Source organism: Aminobacter sp. MDW-2 (assembly GCF_014250155.1).
Taxonomy (GTDB): Bacteria; Pseudomonadota; Alphaproteobacteria; order Rhizobiales; family Rhizobiaceae; genus Aminobacter; species Aminobacter ciceronei.
The window spans coordinates 185,505-203,490 of the sequence record NZ_CP060198.1; the positions used below are offsets into that span (position 1 = coordinate 185,505).

General features: G+C 64.0%; 4 protein-coding genes. 2 read left to right on the top strand and 2 right to left on the bottom strand.

From position 1 onward, the window contains the following. Positions 1-11: 11 nt before the first annotated feature. The gene (locus tag H5P29_RS29595) at positions 12-12,488 is read right to left on the bottom strand and encodes a hypothetical protein (RefSeq protein WP_246670714.1); all 12,477 of its coding nucleotides are present in this window, start codon (positions 12,486-12,488) and stop codon (positions 12-14) included. Positions 12,489-12,851: 363 nt separating this feature from the next. On the opposite strand from H5P29_RS29595, the gene H5P29_RS29600 reads away from it, so the two are divergent. Further along, a complete protein-coding gene (locus tag H5P29_RS29600; RefSeq protein WP_154384414.1) occupies positions 12,852-13,400 on the top strand; it encodes an invasion associated locus B family protein in 549 nt (182 codons plus the stop codon). Between the two features lie 54 nt (positions 13,401-13,454). Here the strand turns inward: H5P29_RS29600 and H5P29_RS29605 are convergent, their stop codons facing one another. Then, on the bottom strand, positions 13,455-15,923 hold the full coding sequence (locus tag H5P29_RS29605; protein WP_154384413.1) for a DNA translocase FtsK: 2,469 nt from the start codon (positions 15,921-15,923) through the stop codon (positions 13,455-13,457). Between the two features lie 330 nt (positions 15,924-16,253). On the opposite strand from H5P29_RS29605, the gene H5P29_RS29610 reads away from it, so the two are divergent. After that, positions 16,254-17,936, top strand: a complete 1,683-nt coding sequence (locus tag H5P29_RS29610; RefSeq protein ID WP_154384412.1) for a bifunctional diguanylate cyclase/phosphodiesterase — start codon at positions 16,254-16,256, stop codon at positions 17,934-17,936. Positions 17,937-17,986 lie beyond the last annotated feature (50 nt).

The window sequence follows — 17,986 nt, forward strand, 5'->3', positions numbered from 1 at the left end:
ATGAATGCCGGTCAAGGCAGCGGTGGTGGCGCCGCCCCGAAGGTGATTGTCCCTCCAATGCTAAGATCCGCCAGGGTGAGCCCGTTCAGCGTTGCGAGATCAGCCGCGCTGAGCTGAACCAGATTGAACGTTCCACCAGCCAGCTGGCGAAGCCGGATCTCGGTCCCGTCGCCGGCTTGGCCAGCGACATTGGCAAACGTGTTGCCATGAATGGTCGCGTTCATGATGCCTGGGGCCGTGCTGTTGTTCTGCTGGATGGTGATGCCGCGACTGTTGTCTACATCGGAAATAATGTTGTTCCGGACCGTGACGTTCTGGGTGCGGGTAAACGCCTGGCCGACGATGCCCTGGTTGACATTGATCGCCGCGAAATTGGCAAGTTCGCGCACTGTGTTATTTTCGATCAATACCGTAACCGCATTTGCAGTTGTGGTACTGCCCTCGTTCTGGACACGAATACCGAAGCCGAGATCGGCACCCGATCCTGTGACACCTGCCGTGCCGATGATGTTGTTGCGGAAGGTTCCGGTAACCGCTCCTGTGCTCGACGCACCAACAAAAAGATTGAGACCATGTGCACGATTGCCGGTGGCGGTGACGCCATTGATGTCGAAATCGAGATTGCCGCCATTTGCCGACGACACGCTCACGGCGACGTTGTTGTTGGTGAACGTGCCGCCATTGACGTTGGCCGTCATCAACCCACCGGTGCCCGAATGGTCGATATGCAGACCCGTCGCCGTGTCCGGCGCGGCGCCGGTGTAGCTGCCGCCACTCGCATTCAGCGTCATGTTGGCCGTGCCCAGGCCCAGGAAGTTGACGAGATTGCCATGGGCTCCGCCGACCGGGCCGTTGCTGCTGATGGTGTTGTTGGTCAGACGGAAATCGCTGAGCGTGCCGGCCGTGTTCGTTATCTGGATTTCGAACTCGTGGTTGTTGCTGATCACCGAGTCGATGATTCCGGTGTCGTTCGTGCCACCAAATGGGGTGCCGGTCAGCTCGTAAACATTGATGCCGGATTCGTCGGTCCCAGCGTCATTGCCGTTGCCGCTGATGTTGAACCGCTCGATCAGCAGCCCGTTGATCGTGGAACCACCGATGCCGCTGCCAAGGTTGTTGGTGATGTTCATCCGGGCGAGCCGCACCTGCGCGGTGTTGTTCAGGCTGATGCCGTCTCCGCTCGAATTCTGGATGATACCGCCTGAGCCGTTGTTGCTGCCGCCGCCGTCGCCGGTCACCGTCAGGCCGCCAAGAGCACCCGTGGTGTTGAGCACGATGCCGTTGGCGGCACCGTTGGACGAAATGCTGCGGAAGGTCAGGTCATTTGCGCCGATGGTCGTGCTGGTGACGGTGAGCGCCGTGCCGGTCGTCGAAGCGATCGTGTTATTCGAGCCCTGGACGCTGAACGTGCCGCCGCCCGTGGCACTGAAACCGGCGCCTGACGTCGTGGAGATGGCCAATCCGCCACCGGTGAAATTGATGGTCGTGCCGGTGTTGCTGGCGAGGCTGACTGCCGTGTTTGCGCCCGTCGTCAGGGTCTTGGTCGAACCCGAGAAGTTGATCATGCCACCGCTGTTGCCGCTGACCGAGATGCCATTGGCCACACCGCCCGTCGCGCTGAGGCTGCCGGACAGGGTCAGCGTGCCGCCGGTGCGGCCGGCGATGCTGACGACATTGCCGGCCGTCGTCTTGGCGATGGTGCCGGCATAGTCGACATTGGCAGATCCGCCGCCGACGAGGAACGCCACTCCCCCAGCTCCGGACAGCGTGCCCGTGCCCAGATTGACCGTGCCGGTGACGTTGGTCAGGCCGACATTGTTGGTGCCGCCGGTCGAGGTGACCGTGGTGAAGGTGGCGGTGGCGGCGACGCCGCTGAGCGACACGGCCTGCGCCGAGGTGGCGGCGATCGTGCCGGTGGTGACGTTGACCGTGCCGCCATTGCTGACCGAGAAGCCGGTCGTGCCGCTGGAGACGACGTCGAGGTTGGCGAAGGTCACCGTGGAGGCCTGGCCATTGTTGTTGATGGCAACGGCAGTGCCGGTCATGGCGGTCGTGGTGCCGAGGTCGACGGTTCCGGTGAAGCTCACCGCGCTTGCCGCCGTGGCGCCCGAGACGCTGATGCCGCTCGCCGCGCCATTTGCCACGACCGAGCCAGCGAAGCTGAAGCTGCCGCCGGTGCGGTTGGCGATCGTCACCGCCGTGCCCGAGCTGTTGGCGATGGAGCTTGCGGCATCGAAGCTGATCGCGGCATTGCCGCCGGTTATGGCAAGGGCGTTGGCGCCGCCGATGTCGACGTTGGTGGCGGTGATCGTGCCGGCCGGGCCGGAGACGCCGCCGAAGGAGATGCCGCCGGTACCAGCGCCGGTGATCGAGATGTTGCCGAGCGTCGTCGTGCCGCTGGCGTTGCGGATGTCGAGCGCGATGCCTGTCGCGCCGCTACTTGTCACATTGGTGATGGTGGTGTTCGAGGCGTTGAGGATCGCGTCGGACCCGTTGTCCGAGAACACGACGTTGTTGATCGTCGTGCTGGACGAAGGCGTGATCTCGATACCAGCGGTCAGGAAGTTCCTGATCGTCATGTTGGTCACCGCGGTGCCGGAAGCGCCGCCGCCATTGTCCTTGATACCGCGCGCCGCACCCGCCGGGCTGCCGTCGAGGATGAAGCCGTCGATGATGTTGCCGCTGGCGCCCAGCGTGATGACGTTGCTGCCGGCGCTGCTGGTAAGCGTCGCCGCACCGCTACCGACGGCGGCGATGGAGATTGTGTTGCTGGCGAGCTGGATCGTGCTCGGCACCGTCATCGCCAGGTTGATCGCACCATTGCCGAAGCCGCGCACCTGCGTGCCGGCAGCAAGATTGAGCGTGTTGTCGGCGTTGGTGCCGGCAGCCGTGATGACGCTACCGTTGTTGATCAGGACGATGATGTCGTTAACGCCCGCGACCGCCTCGGCCTCTGCCAGCGTCATCGGGTTGGCGCCGTCGATGCCCGACCCGTTGCCGCCGCCGATGGCGCCGTCCGAATCCACGAAATAGACCTTGCCGATGCCGAAGCCGAGGCCAGGGCTCGCCTGGAAGTCGACGTCCTGGAAGTCGTAGCTGCCGGCGACCGGCGCGCTGCTGGCGTCGATCGCCACATTGGCGCCGATCGTCGACAGCTTGTCGGTGGCAGACTCGCCGTCGCCATAGGTGAAGGCAAGGTTGGTCGAGCTGTTGAGGTAGATACCGGTATTGACGCCTGCAATGCTCGAGCTGTTGCCGCCGACGACGGCATCGCCGAGCCGCACGGTCTGGCCGCCTATGGCACCGCGCAGGTCGACGCCGATCGAGGTGCCCGCCGCGCCCGAATTGGTCACGTCGAAGTCGTTGGCCGTGACAGCGGCGTTGATGGTGGCGCCATTGAGGTCGAAGGCAACCGCCGAGCCGTTCAGGCCGATGTCCAGGTCGTTGAAGGAGACCGCAGTCCCCAGCGTGCCGGAGATGTCGACACCACGGACGGTGATGCCCTGGAGGTTGACGGTGCCCAGCGCGATGGCGCCACCGCCGCTCGAACTTACATTGTTCAGCACAATGCCCGTGGCCGCGCCGTTCGCTGAAACCGTCGCAAAATTCAGGCCTGCCGCGCCGACGGTGGCGCCGTCGAGGCTCAGAGCCGTGCCAGTCGTCGTGGTGATCGTGTTTGCGTTGACGCCGGTGCCGACACTGATGGTGCCGCCGCCGCTGGCGCTGAAGCCGCTGCCGCTGGTGGCACTGATCGCCAGCCCGCCATTGCTGAAATTGATCGTCGCGCCGGCATTGTTGGTCAGGTTGACGGCGTTCGCGATGCCAGAGGTCAGGATCTTCGTCGCGCCCGAGAAGTCGATGGTGCCGCCGCTGTTGCTGTTCGCGGCGATACCGGCCGCGTTCAGATCGCCCGACAGCGTAACCGTGCCCGACGTGACGCCCTGGACATTGGCCGCCAGACCGCTCGTCGAGGCGATCGCCGAATTGATGTCGACAGCGACTGCACCGACGCCGCCGGTGACGGTGACACCCGTGCCGGATCCGGTGTTGATCGTGTTGCCCGCGCCGGAGACGGCGACGCTCGCGGTGCCGCCGGTGCCGTTGACACTGATGCCGGTGCCCGTCGTGGTGTCGATGTCGAGGCCGCCATTGATGAAGCTGACCGCCGTCGGCGAGAACACACGCACGGCGTTGAAGGTGCCAGTGTTGAGGGTCTTCTGCGTGCCGGAGAAGACGACGCTGCCGCCGCTGCCGCCATTGACCTCGACGCCGCGCAGCGCCTGGGTGATGTTGCCTGAGATGGTGACGGTTCCACCCGAACGACCGGTGATCGACGCACCGAGACCGACGCTCGAGATCGATGCGGCGCTGCTGATCGTTCCGCTGCCGCCAACGGCCAGGAATGCCGTCCCAGCCGCGTTCGTGGAGGTCAGGCTGCTCGATGCGTGCTGGATCGAGACCGCCAGATTGCCTGTCGTGTCGTTGAGGTCGACGGCATTCATGCCGGTGGTGACGTTCAGCGGCCCGGTAAAGTCGACGGTCAGCCCGGCGCCGGTGTTCCTGATGTAGACGCCATTGTCGTCGGCCCCGCCTGTGATGGTGGTCGAACCGGCGAAGGTGTAGGTGCCCGTCGTGCCGCCACCGATGCTGATGCCGTAGGCGGTTCCGACCGTGGCGGCATCCGGTGACAGGGTCACCGTCCCGCCGAAGCGGACGGCGCCGGAGCCGGCATTGATGTCAATGCCGCCACCGCTGAGATAGCCGTTGGCGCTGACATTGTTGAACTCGGCCGCGCCGGCAGCACCGTTGCTGAAATTGGCGCCGTTGATGACCAGCGCACGCCCATTCGTCGTGGCGATGTTTCTGGTCGCAGCACCCGACAGCACGACATTGCCGTAGGTGGCATTGAAGCCGACCCCAGCATTGTTCTGGATGTCGAGACCACCGGCGAAAGTCAGCGTATCGGTACTGCCGGCGGAGCGCTGCCACTTGACGCCGCCCTGGCCGGCATTGGTGATCCCGACGGTCCCGGCGAAGGTCACCGAAACGCCGTTGGTGACGTTGTCGAGCTGGATTGCGTTGACCGTGGTATTGGCGATGGTGACCGGGCCGTTGAACTGGACCGTCGGCGAGGCGATCAGGTTAAGCAGCTTGATGCCGTTCTGGCCGCCGGTCACATTGATAGAACCGAACTGTGCCGGGCCCGCAGCACCATTGGTGAGCGCAACATTCGAGACGTCCAGTGCCGGACCATTGACATTGAACGCGTTGCTGGCGCTGGCGAAGAACAGCTCGCCGCCAGTGGCTGCCGCGCTGTTGGCGGAGATGCCGCCGACACCGTTCGTGCCGGTGAAGCTGGTGGCGCCGGAGAAGCCAATCTTGTTGGTGCTGTTGACCAGCAGATACGCGCCGTTGAAGAAGCTGCCGGCCGTTCCGCCGCCCGCGATGTCGACCGTCGCCGTGCCGAAATCAAGCGTGCTTCCGGAACCGTCGAGAGCGTTGGCGTAGATGCCGAGTGCGACATTGCCGCCAAAGAGCACGTTCGTTGCCTGCTGGACGGCAATGTTCGTCGTGTCGAACTTCAGATTGCCGGAGATCGTATCGTCCAGCAAAAGACCAAAGCCGCCAACACGGTTGGCCGCGGTGCCGGCGACGAAGGCACCGCCATCGACCTGGTCGATGCCGGCGGTCGCCGCGTTGGCGTCAAAGACCACGCCCCCAAGAATGAAGCCGCCGACTTCGCCATTGTTGCCCAGCAGCGTGACGTCGGAGAAGGCACTGACCTTCAGGACTCCCGCCCCCACCGCACCATCGACGACGCCGATGTTGCCGCCGGTCGCCGACAGGATCAGGTCCGACAGCGCGATCTCGCCATTGGCAACACCGTCGGTCAGCGACAGCGCGCCACCACCGCCACCAGCGATCATGGCGCGGCTGAGCATCAACTTGGTGATGTCGCTGCCCTGGATGCCGATGCCTGAGGCACCGGTGTTGGCGATAATGACGTTGTCGATGCTCGCCGTGCCGGTGAAGCTGATCGTGTTGCCGTTGGCGGTGGTCAACGTCGGAAGCACGGTGTCGATGCCGCTGGGTGCATCGATGATCGTCGACGAGCTGATGCCGCTGAAGCTGAAGGCATTGCCAAGGCCACCGCCGACGGCGCCGAGCGGCGCCGTGTCGATGGATTCGCCTGCCTTAAGTCCGATCACCACCTGGCCATCGGCCAGGTTGAAGGTGTTGTTGCCGGCACCGACCTGCTGCGCCAGCATCATGTCGATGAAGTCGCTGGTGCCGTTTACCGACGTGTCGATGAAGACGATGACGTCGGCGCCCGAGGCTTCCGCGCCCTCGATAGATCCCGGATTTGCTGCCGTGCCGTTGCCGGTGCCGTTCTGGTCGACGTAATAGACCGTCGGCCCTTGCGCCTCCGAGATATCGCCGACGAAACCGCCATTGGCGCCGTCGACGTCCTTGAAATTGTAAGTTCCGGCGACGGGGAAGGCGCCAGTCGAGGCCATGATGTCGACGGCCTTCACCGTCGACAGCTTGTCGACTGACCCCTCGCCATCGCCATAAATGAAGTTGACGGCCGTCGTGCTGGTGAATTGAAAGCCGATCGCCGGTCCGTTCCCGCTGCCGCCGATGGTGGCAGCGGTCGTGTTGCCGGGCGCGCCCGCGTCGCCGAGCTGGATGGTACCCGTGCCGGTGGTGTTGGACAAATCCACTGCCGTCGTGCCGAGCGAACTGTCGCTGCTCAGGTCGAAGTCAGTGGCGGTGAAGTTCCCGTTCATCACCGCATTGGCGAAGCTGATGCCGGTAGCACCATTGCCGGACATGGCGATGCCGAGGCTGGCGAAGGACACCGTACCCGCATTGGTCCCGGACACGCTGACACCGGTCTGGCCCAGCCCTACGTTGGTCACACTGGTAGCGCCGAATGCAACGGTGCCGGTGTTGTTGCCGAGACCGATGCCGGTCGCGGCGTCACTGACCGTGACGGAATCGAAAGTGGCGCTGCCGGCGACATTGGTCACCAGCAAGCCGGTCCCGGTTGTGTTGGAAATCGACAGCGGCGCGCTGGCGTTGAAGGTCGCACCGGTGCCGAGCCCGGCCATCGTCACCGTTCCGCCGCCGCTCGCGGTCAGCGCCGAGCCGGTGAAGCTGATCGTGCCGCCGGTCGGCGCAGTCGTCGCGCCGATGGTCAACAGGTTGCCGAAGCTGGTCGAGGTGACAGGACCGGTGAACGCAACCGAGCCGCCTGTGATGCCGTCGATCTTGACGGCATTGCCCCCCAGGACGGCCGAGCTCGAGATCGAGGCTCCGATGGTGATCGCAGCGCTGCCGCCCGAAACGACGACGCCGTCGCCGGAGCCGCCATTGGTGATGGTACCGCCGATCGAGATCGTACCGGTGTTGTTGGTCAGGCTGACGTCGGCGCCGGCGACATTGGACGTGACCAGGTTGTTGACGTTGATGGTGGCGGCACTGCCCTGGACGGCGAAGCCCGGACCCGTTCCGCCAACCATTGCGATGGTGGTCGTACCACCAAAGGTATAGGTGCCGCTCTGAACATTTGTCAGCCGGATGGCGTCGCCCATGGCACGGCTGATGTTGACGGTACCGAAGGTGACGTTGCCGCCGCTGGTGTTCTCGATGAGGATGCCGGTCGGCACTGTGCCACCGGAGCCGTCGACGGTCACGCTGGCGAAACTGATTCCGCCAGTGCCAATCGTCAGGCCGGTGCCGCCGAGCTGGATGCCGCGTTCCGTCACGCCGGCGCCGGTGCTGATGGTGTTGCCGGCCGCCGTCACCGACACCGTGCCGCCATCGATGGCCCTGAAACCGAAGCCGCCATCCGTGGTCAGGCTGAGGGCACCAGTGAAATTGATCGTGCCGCCGGCATTGCTGGTGAGGTCGATGGCATTGGCCACGCCGGTACTGGCGGTGATTGCACCTCCGAATGTCGCGCTGCCTCCGGTCATGGAGCTGACGCGCACAGCGCTTGCCGCGCTGCTGTGGTTGATGGTGCCGTCATAGGTCAGGTCGGGCGTCGAGCTATCTATGTTGAACGCCATGCCCGCACTGTTGGCAATCGAGCTCGCCGCGTCGAAGCTCATCGTGCCGGTGGAGCCGCCGGCGATGCTGATACCGGTGAATGCGCCCGAAATGTCGAGATTGGCGAAGGTCGCCGTGCCGCTGTAATTGTTGAACGACAGCGCGGTGCCACTGACGCTGCCGATCGTATTGGCGCCGGTGAAGGTAACGGTGGCAGCCGTGTTGGCCAGCAGGATGCCGGTCTGGGCAGACTGGATGGCAAGATTCTGCACGCCGATCGCGCCAGCAGCACCCGTCAGGTCGAGTCCGGTAACAGCGCTGGCGATCGTGACGCCGGCAACATTGAGGCCCGAGATGCTCGTCCCGTCGATGGCAGCACCCGAGCCGCCATTGCTGACGGTGAGGTTCTGGACGAGGTTGCCATTGGCGAGGTTGATGGCGCTGCCGGCAGCGTTGTTGAGAACCGCGCCACCATGGCCGAAGGGATCCACCTGGGTCGCGCCGGTGACGACATTGGCGCCGGTGACGTTGGCAGGCGGCGCTCCCAGGTCGACCGTCGCGCCATTGGCGAAGGACACCACCGACTGGCCGTTGGCAAGCGTGAAGCCATCGGCGTCGGTGTTGATGAGATCGAGTGCCGAAGACTTGACGAAGACAAAGATCGTGTTGGCGTCAGTAGTCAGGTCGTCGGCGGCGGCGGCGTTGATGAGGTCGTTGACGCTCGAACCGGTGCCCGAACCGGTGTTGGACGATCCGACGAAAATCAGATTGGCCGTGTCGAACAGTTGCGGACCGACCAGAGCGGTCGTGCCGAAGGCATAGGTGCCACTGCCGGCTAGAAGCCCGCGCATATCGAGCGAGGCGACAGAGCCGGTGATCGAGCCGCCGCCAAACGAGAAAGTGATGTTCGCAGTCGCGCCGATCGCCCCATTGGGGCCCATCTGGACACCGGTGCCGACGCCCGAAATAACGCCGCTGCCGATAGTGACGGTGCCGCCCGAGGTGCCGGAGAGGTCGATACCCGTCGAGGTGCCGCCGGTTCCGGCAATATCGAGCGTCGTTGCCGTGAAGGTCGAGCTGCTGCCCGACAGGTCGAGCCCTGTTCCGGTAGCCGAGACGCCGGTAACGTCGATGTTCTGGAAACTGATCGTTCCGTTGACGCCCTGGACGTCGATGCCATTGGCGCTTGGCTGGCTGATCGCCACGTCGGCGAAGCTGACTGCGCCCGAGTTGCCGTCGAGCAGGATGCCGCTTCCGCCGGCATTGCTGATCGTGACTGCGCCCGCGAAGCCGACCATCGCCGAGCTGCTGACGATCGAGATACCGTGGCTGGTGGTGTTGGAAATCGTCGTCGTGCCGGAAACGGCGAAGCTTCCGGAAACGCCGTTGAGGTTGATGCCGGTCGCGCCACCGGTCTGGCTCAGGCTGCTCAGCGTGACATCGAGGCCGAGGCCTGTGGCGTCGAAACCGGAAGATGCGTTGCCGGAGATGGTTCCGCCGTCGATCGTCAGCAGACCCGCCGACGAGCCGGTGGCAACGACGCCGCTGGAGCCGTTGCCCGTCGCGTTGAGCGTGTCGAAACTGTAGCTGCCGGAGCCACTGCCGATCAGCAATCCACTACCCGTATTGCCGGTAAGCGTGGTCGTGCCGGTAAAGGCGTAGGTGCCACCACCCTGGAGCGAGAGACCGGCACCGCCATTGCCCGACGACGTCAGGTTGGAACCCGTGACACTGCTGGCACCCGCGAGCAGTACACCATTGAGGTCGGCACCCGAAATCGTCAGCCCCGTCAGTGCGACGTTGGTGACGTTGTTGCCATAGATGCCGTTGCCGCCGCCTGCATTGGACAAGTTGAAGTCGAGCAGCGACGTGTTGTTGGCCAATGTGACCGTGTCGCCGCCACCGGTGTTTGTTAGCGTCGCGGCGCCGCCGGCGTCCGATATGGTGGTGCTGTGCTGGACGTTGGCGCCGGTCACGTTGATCGGCACGCCGCCGAGCGAGAACTGTCGTCCGTTGCCGAAGGAAGCAAGCGTCTGGCCGGCACTGAGCGAGAAGCCGTCGGCGTCGTTGATGTCCGTGCCACGATTGACCAGCACGAAGATCGCCGTGCCGTCGGTGTTGGCATCGGCGGTGGCGATCGAGGCCAGGTCCAGCAGCGACGAGCCTGTGCCCGAACCGGTGGCCGAGGCGCCGACGAAGATCAGATTCTGGGCGTCGAAGAGCTGCGGCCCGACGAAGGTCGTCGATCCAAAGGCATAGCTACCGAGCGTCTGGTTGAGGCCGCGCGCGTCGAGCGACGCAGTGACGCCCGAGATCGAGCCGCCGCCGAATGTGAACTGGGCATTTGCAGAATTGACCAGCGAGCCGGAGATGCCGAGGCGGACGCCGGTGCCGACATTGGCAATGACGCCGCCATTGGTGATGACGATCGTCGAGCCGCCGACGGTCTGGGCCAGATCGATGCCGATCGATCCGGCGCCGGTACCTGTGATGTCGACCGACTGGGCGGTGAAATTCGTCTTGCTGCCGGAGAGATCGAGACCGGTGCCGAGGCCCAGACCCGAAATGACGATGTTGCCGGCAACGACAGCGGCATTGACGCCGGCAAAGGAGATGCCGTCGCCGCCCGGATTGGTGATGCTGATGTCGCCGAAACGGATCGACGCCGGCGAATTGACGATGTCGATCGCCGGGCCAGACGTGTTCGAGATCGTCGTCTGGCCGGTGACGGTGAAGCTGCCGGCGAGGTTGTCGAGCACCACGCCCGACGTGCCGCCGGTATGGCTGATCGAATTCAGGGTCACATGGGCCGTGATCGGGTCGATGAAGACGGCGATGCCGCCATTGCCCGAAACGGTGCCGCCTGTGGTTGTGAAGCTGCCCGCAACGGAGGTGCCGGCGACGTAGATGCCGGCGTCCGCATTGTCCTGCGCATTCAGGATGGCGAAGCTGTAGGTGCCCTGGCCTGATATATCCAGGCCATCGTCGCCATTGTCCTGCAGCAGCGTGGTGCCGGTGAAATTGTAGGTGCCGTTGCCTACGATGTGCAGGCCATCGAGGCCATTGCCGGTCGAGGTGAAGTTGGAACCCTTGATGCCGGTCGACGTGCCGGTGAAGTTGGCGCCATGGCCGCCGGCGCCGCTCACGGTCACGCTGGTCAGGGTGGCGCCGTTGACGTTGTTGCCGAAGATGCCGTCGGCACCGCCTGTGATGGTGATGCCCCGGAGCGTGTTGCCGTTGCCGAGCGTAATGACGTTGTTGCCGGCGTTTGTGCCGGCGATAGTGCCGTTGCTGCCGCCGAGATTGTAGGAACCGGTGCCGCCGCCGAACAGCTGGGCGGTGACGCTCTCACCACCGCCGATGACCGTCTGGCCGTTGGCCAGTGTCACGCCCGCCGTCAGCAGGTTGCCGCTGCCGCCAAGCACGACGACAAAACCGTTGGCGCCCGCATCAGTGACGGCATCATCCAGGGTCGTAGGATCGCCTAACGTACCGAGGCCGAGCGTGTTGGCGCCGTCGGCGAAGAAGAATTTGCCGAACGCCGTGCCCGTGGCGGCGTTTATCGCCACCCGCGTCGACGAGCCGACGAGCTTTTCGCCACCCTCGATACGGACACCGATGTCACCGCGGACGCGCTCGTTGACCCGCTTGCGCAAGCCTTCGCCGACCGCATGGACCGGCTCCGGTCCCTCGGCGTCACCCTGGGCCTCGCCCCCCGGATTGAACGGGATCGTCAGCCTGACGCTGCCGGCGAACTGCGTATCGTCGCGATTGTCGTTGCGCACCTCGCCGGCGAAGGCGAGGGACGCGCCGCTGCCGAAGACGTCGCCGATCTGATATTCGAAGCCGGCCTTGCCGCCGGTGATGCCGTCGTCGTCGCCGTCGGGGTCGCCGAAATGGTAGGCGCCGATGGAGAGCCGAAGCGCATGGTTCTCGGGCAGCTCGACCGGCACCTGCGCGCCGATCTCACCCTCGATGCCCCATGCGGCATAATTGCGCCGGTCGATGACCGATATCTGCTCGAGCAGTTGGTTGCCGACCATCGACAGACTGGATCTGGTCGATTGTTCTGCCCGGTCTCCGCTGATCGGCAGGAAGACGTTCACATGCGCGTCGAAATTGGTCGTAATCGCTTCGAGACCCAGCGTGGCGCCGGTGAACTGGTGTCCGTCCTGTCGCTGGGTGTTGATGTAGGCATAGCCGCCAAGCATCAGGTCCGGATTGACGATCCGGCGGATGCCGATGCCGAAGTCCTGGCCAAAACCGTCCTCGAAGTCGTGCTTGGCCCTGACATCGAGGAACAGGACCGATTCGGCCGTCTGCTTGAGCGGAACGAAACCTTCGAGCGCCGCGGTGGCGCCGTCATTGTTGGCGCCGATGATGGCGCGCACTTGCGGCTGCCACAGCCCGCCTTCCTCGGCAAAGGCCGCCATGCCCGACAAGGCCAACGCGATCGTTGATAGGGCGGACGTCCGCAACAAGCCCCGAGCGCTGCGCGACAGCCTATACTCGACCGAAACTTGCGTCGCGGTCGCGGGCGGTACATTAGACACTGCTTGTCTTGCGTTTCCGGGCAGGAACAAACGCGAATGCATAGATCATCCATCCAAGGGGGGCGTTCTTGGTTGCTGCGATTGATCTGCCAATGCCCGGCACTTGCAAGAGGAGTCTTTGCTACCAACGCGTGTACACACACAAAAAACAAAGATGTTGCCGTCAAGCAACACCTAATATGATTGTTTGCGCATAAGTTTCGCGCAGTTCACCAAGTCGATTTCCCAGAAAAGGCAAGCAATATGCGCTCCACGTTCACGCGAACAACAAAGCCAGGTCGCATCATCAACATGATGGCCGCCGCAATCGGACTGTTGTTTGCCGGCAGCGCGTTTGCGCAGGAAGCCAAGCCAGTCGAAGCCAAGCCGGCCGACGCCAACCCCTGGGCGGTCAACTGCGCCAGCGGTGCGACGATCAACGAACTACAATGCCAGGTGTCGCAGAACCTGACCGAGTCGAAGACAGGTCAACGCGTGTTGACGGTCACTATTCGCAAGGAAAACGACAAAGGCGGCCTGGCCATGCTGCTTGCGCTGCCGCACGGCCTGTTCCTGCCCTCCGGCGCGTCCTACCAGATCGACCAGGGTGAGAAGGTGACCGTCGCGATTCAGACGAGCGACCAGAACGGCGCCTATGCCGCGGCACCGCTGACGCCGGAATTGATCACGGCAATGAAGGCAGGCACCAATCTGAACGTTGGCATGGAATCGGTCACGCGCAAGGCGGTGGCGATCCCGGTGTCGCTGGCGGGCTTCACCGCCGCGATCGAAAAGCTGCAGGCCATCAAGTAGCGCGAGCAAGGACGGGGCGGTTCACCCCGCCCTGTCTTTCAACCAGGCCTGCGATCACTCCTGATCGTCATTCGTCTGCGCGTGGTCACGGCGACCGGCCATGATCTCGCGCTTGCCGACATGGTTCGGCGCGCCGACGAGGCCTTCCTTTTCCATGCGCTCGACCAAAGATGCAGCACGGTTGTAGCCGATGCCGAGGCGGCGCTGGATATAGGAAGTCGAGCACTTCTTGTCGCGCTGCACCACCTTCACCGCCTCGTCATACATTGCATCGCCGTCCTCGGCAGCGACCGAGCCCTTGTCGAAGACCGGGCTGTCATCGACGTCCGGCACCTCGTCCTCCTCGTCGGCGGTGACGGTCTCGAGATACTCGGGACGTCCCTGTGCCTTGAGGTGATTGACGACATGCTCGACCTCGGCGTCCGAGACGAACGGGCCGTGGACGCGGGCGATGCGGCCGCCTCCGGCCATGTGCAACATATCCCCCTGGCCGAGCAGTTGTTCGGCGCCTTGCTCACCAAGGATGGTGCGGCTGTCGATCTTGGACGTCACCTGGAACGAGATGCGGGTCGGGAAGTTGGCCTTGATGGTGCCGGTGATGACGTCGACCGAGGGTCGCTGGGTTGCCATGATCAGATGTATGCCGGCGGCACGTGCCATCTGCGCCAGGCGCTGGATCGCACCTTCGATCTCCTTGCCGGCGACCATCATCAGGTCGGCCATCTCGTCGACGATGACGACGATATAGGGCATCGGGGCAAGGTCGATTTCCTGCTCCTCGAACAGCGGCACGCCGGTGCCCTTCTCGAAGCCGGTCTGCACCTGCATCACCACCGTTTCGCCCTTGTCGCGGGCGATCGCGGCACGCTCGTTGTAGCCGTCGATGTTACGCACGCCGAGCCGCGCCATCTTGCGGTAGCGATCCTCCATCTCGCGCACTGCCCATTTGAGTGCCGTGACCGCCTTCTTCGGATCGGTGACGACAGGCGTCAGCAGATGCGGGATGCCGTCATAGATGGAGAGCTCCAGCATCTTCGGGTCGACCATGATCAGGCGGCACTCTTCCGGCTTCAGCCGATAGAGCAGCGACAGGATCATGGTGTTGATGGCGACAGACTTGCCCGAGCCGGTGGTGCCTGCGACGAGCAGATGGGGCATCTTGGCGAGTTCGGCGATGACCGGCTCGCCGCCGATCGTCTTGCCGAGGCAGAGCGCCAGCTTGCAGGCGGTGTTGCGGAAGCCGTCCGATTCGATCAGCTCGCGGAAATAGACCGTCTCGCGTGTCTCATTGGGCAGTTCGATGCCGATGACGTTGCGGCCGGGGATGACCGCGACACGCGCGGAGATCGCGCTCATCGAGCGAGCGATGTCGTCGGCAAGGCCGATCACGCGCGACGATTTCACGCCCGGCGCCGGCTCGAATTCGTAGAGCGTCACAACAGGGCCCGGGCGAACATGGATGATCTCGCCACGCACGCCAAAGTCCTCGAGAACGCTTTCCAGCAGGTCGGCGTTCTGCTCCAGCCGCTCCTGCGACATGTAGAAGCCCTGGCCTGCCGGCGGCAGCTGCAACAACTCCTCTGAGGGCAATTCGTAGGTATCGCCGGTGGTCGCCGGCACGATCTTGCCCATCAGAGGCAATGGCGACACCGCGCGAAGGGGAGCCGTCGGCTCGGCGATGGTGACTGGTTCTGGCGTGCCAGCGACGACCGACGCGCGCTCAGCGCGTTCGGCAATCGTGGGAGCTTCGATCTTCACCTCATTGGAGTTGGCAGGCGCTGCAGGCGCTGTGTTGACCTGTTGGGTCGGAATGCACTCGATGACCCTGAACAGCGCCGTGATTTCGGCTGCGGCAATCTCGGCCTGCCTGGCGACAACAGGTACCGGCGCAACTCGCACCGGCACCGGCGCGGGGCGGGCGGTAGCAACCGCGGCTACCGGTGACGGACCGTCCGATGTGCTCGGCGCCATCAGCTCGAAAAATGCGTGATCGGAAAGATAGGACCACCGAGCCTTCTTGGGCTGGGCCGCCGCATATTCACCGGCGCCGGCCAGCTTGGCTGCGGCTTGCACTGGCGGGTTGGCGGAGTTCACTGCTGCAACGGGCTGTCGTACGGGCGAGGGCGCCTGTGGAACCGGCGCGGCAATCCTGCTTGCGATTTGCGCCTGCAAGGCCTCGATGACCTGGGCCCCTGTCGTCACGGTCGCCGGTCTTGCCGGAACCGCGACAGGTGCGACAACTGTCGCGCGCTCGGCCGTCAGCGGCTGCAGGCCGGCGGCGTTCGCCTGGGCTTCATTGTGGGCGGCCTCCGCCGCTTCATATGCCTGGCGCTTGGCGGCATCGTAATCCGGCGTGCGGGTGAAGCGCACATTGGGCGCGAGGAAGAAATAATCCTGCCAGCCGGGGCCATCGGCCGGCGAAGCCACATGCGTTCCGTCTGCCTTGCTTTCCGGGCGATTCTGGCCGTCATCGTGCGAGACTTGGTTCGAAAAATTCACTCGAGGCAAACGCGTGCTTCCCATGCTCAAGACTCGCTGATGAAACGTCCCCCGAGCAATAGGAAGCCAGTGGTTAACAGTTCCTTCCAGCTTCCTGCTTTGTGATCTGGAAGCGGCAATTCGCGACCACCGCATCACGCCATGCTGTGATTGTTAGATGAGTGTACGGCAATCGCTGACACCAATGGATGGTTGTGGAGTTCGCACGCCGAGTGTTTGCAAGCCCTTGTTCCGCTGTGCTAACTTTACGTCATGCGGTAAGGAGATGCGGACTTGTACCGCTTTTGGAATTGGTTTGGGTATCCGAAGGCTGGGGACAAAAGAGGCGGAGGGCAGGGGCCCTCGAACCTCTCGATGGCCCGCGATGCCCGCCTTTCAGGTTTCCTCGCCAACACCACCGATCTCGTATCGTTTTATGACCACGAATTCCGGCTGACCGACTGCTCGGCCCGACTGAAAAGCATTCGCGGAAACGCCATGACCCCGGGCGCGGTGGCGTGGGAGATCTATCCGAACTTTGGCGAAAACGAGCTTCGCGCGGCAATGCAGCTCGCCGCGCGCGATGGCTCGTCGACGCGAATCAAGCTCAAGGCGCTGTCGGGCCAGCCGGCGGGAGTGGTTTTCTGTTTCGGAATGGCCGACGGCGTCGGCATCATCGAGACAGCGGAAACCGGTCATGACGGCCGCGCTGCCACCGAGGAAGCCGATCGCGTCAAACTTCTGCAGCATCAGGCGACACATGATGCGCTGACCGGATTGCAGAACCGCCGCCGCTTCAGCGAGCGCCTGGACGAGGTTCTGGCGGAAAGCGGCGATTCCCGGGACAAGTCGGCGCTGCTGCAGATTGATCTCGACGACTTCAAGTCGGTCAACGACACGCTTGGCCATGGCACTGGCGACACCTTGCTGCAGCTGGCGGCAAATCGAATCCGCGGCGCGCTCCAGGACGGCGATGCGGCCTACAGATATGCCGGCGACGAGTTCGCGGTGATCCAGGCCAACAAGCAGCAGCCCATGGCGGCCGAACGGCTGGCTCAGGCGATCGTCGATTCCTTCAAGGCGCCCTTCGTCATCAACGACATCCCGCTGTTTGTCGGCGCGAGTGTCGGTATCGCCTTCGGCCCGCAGCACGGCGCGGAGAGCGAGGAGCTCATGAAGGCGGCCGACATCGCCCTCTACGCCGCCAAGCGCGACGGCCGTGGCTGCGCCCGCACCTTCAATCGCTCGATGATGCTGCTTCTGGAGCAACGGGAGAACCTTAGGCGAAGCCTGCGTATGGCCCTGGAACGGCAGGAACTCTATCTCGAATATCAGCCACTCATCCGCCCGCCATCGACGGTAGTCGGGTTCGAGGCGCTGCTGCGATGGCACCATCCCGAGGTTGGCCTCATCCCGCCCAACGTCTTCATTCCGATCGCCGAGGCCGATGGCCTGATGGACGACATCGGCCGTTGGGTGCTCGAGGAGGCCTGCCGCCAGGCGATGACCTGGCCATCGTCCATGAACGTCGCGGTCAACCTGTCGCCGGCGCAGTTCCTGAGTGGCTCGCTCACCGACACCGTGGCGCACATCATCGACAAGGTCGGCATCCGCGCCGACCGCATCGAGCTCGAAATCACCGAAACGGTGCTGCTGGAGCAGACAGTCGACAACCTCGACACGCTGAACACGCTGAACGTCCTGGGGATCCGGATTTCCCTCGACGACTTCGGCACGCACTACTCGTCGCTGAGCTATCTCAAGAATTTCCCGTTCGACACGCTGAAGATCGACCAGTATTTCATCAAGGACCTGGTAGCCGACCGCAAGAGCCAGGCCATCGTCCGGTCCGTCATGAGCCTGGCACACGGCCTGGGTATCAGCGTCACCGCGGAAGGGGTCGAAACGGCCGGCCAGGCAAACTGGCTGATCGAAGAGGGCTGCGATTGCTTGCAGGGCAACTTCCTGGGGCGGCCGATGGGGGCGGACGCGACGGGTGAGTTTGCGGACCGCCCGCCGGCGGAACAGAAGGCGCCGCAAGAACAAGACCGATCATGACGACAGGCAACACCCTGCAAGCTTGCCTCGACGGGGCAAGCGAAGAAGGC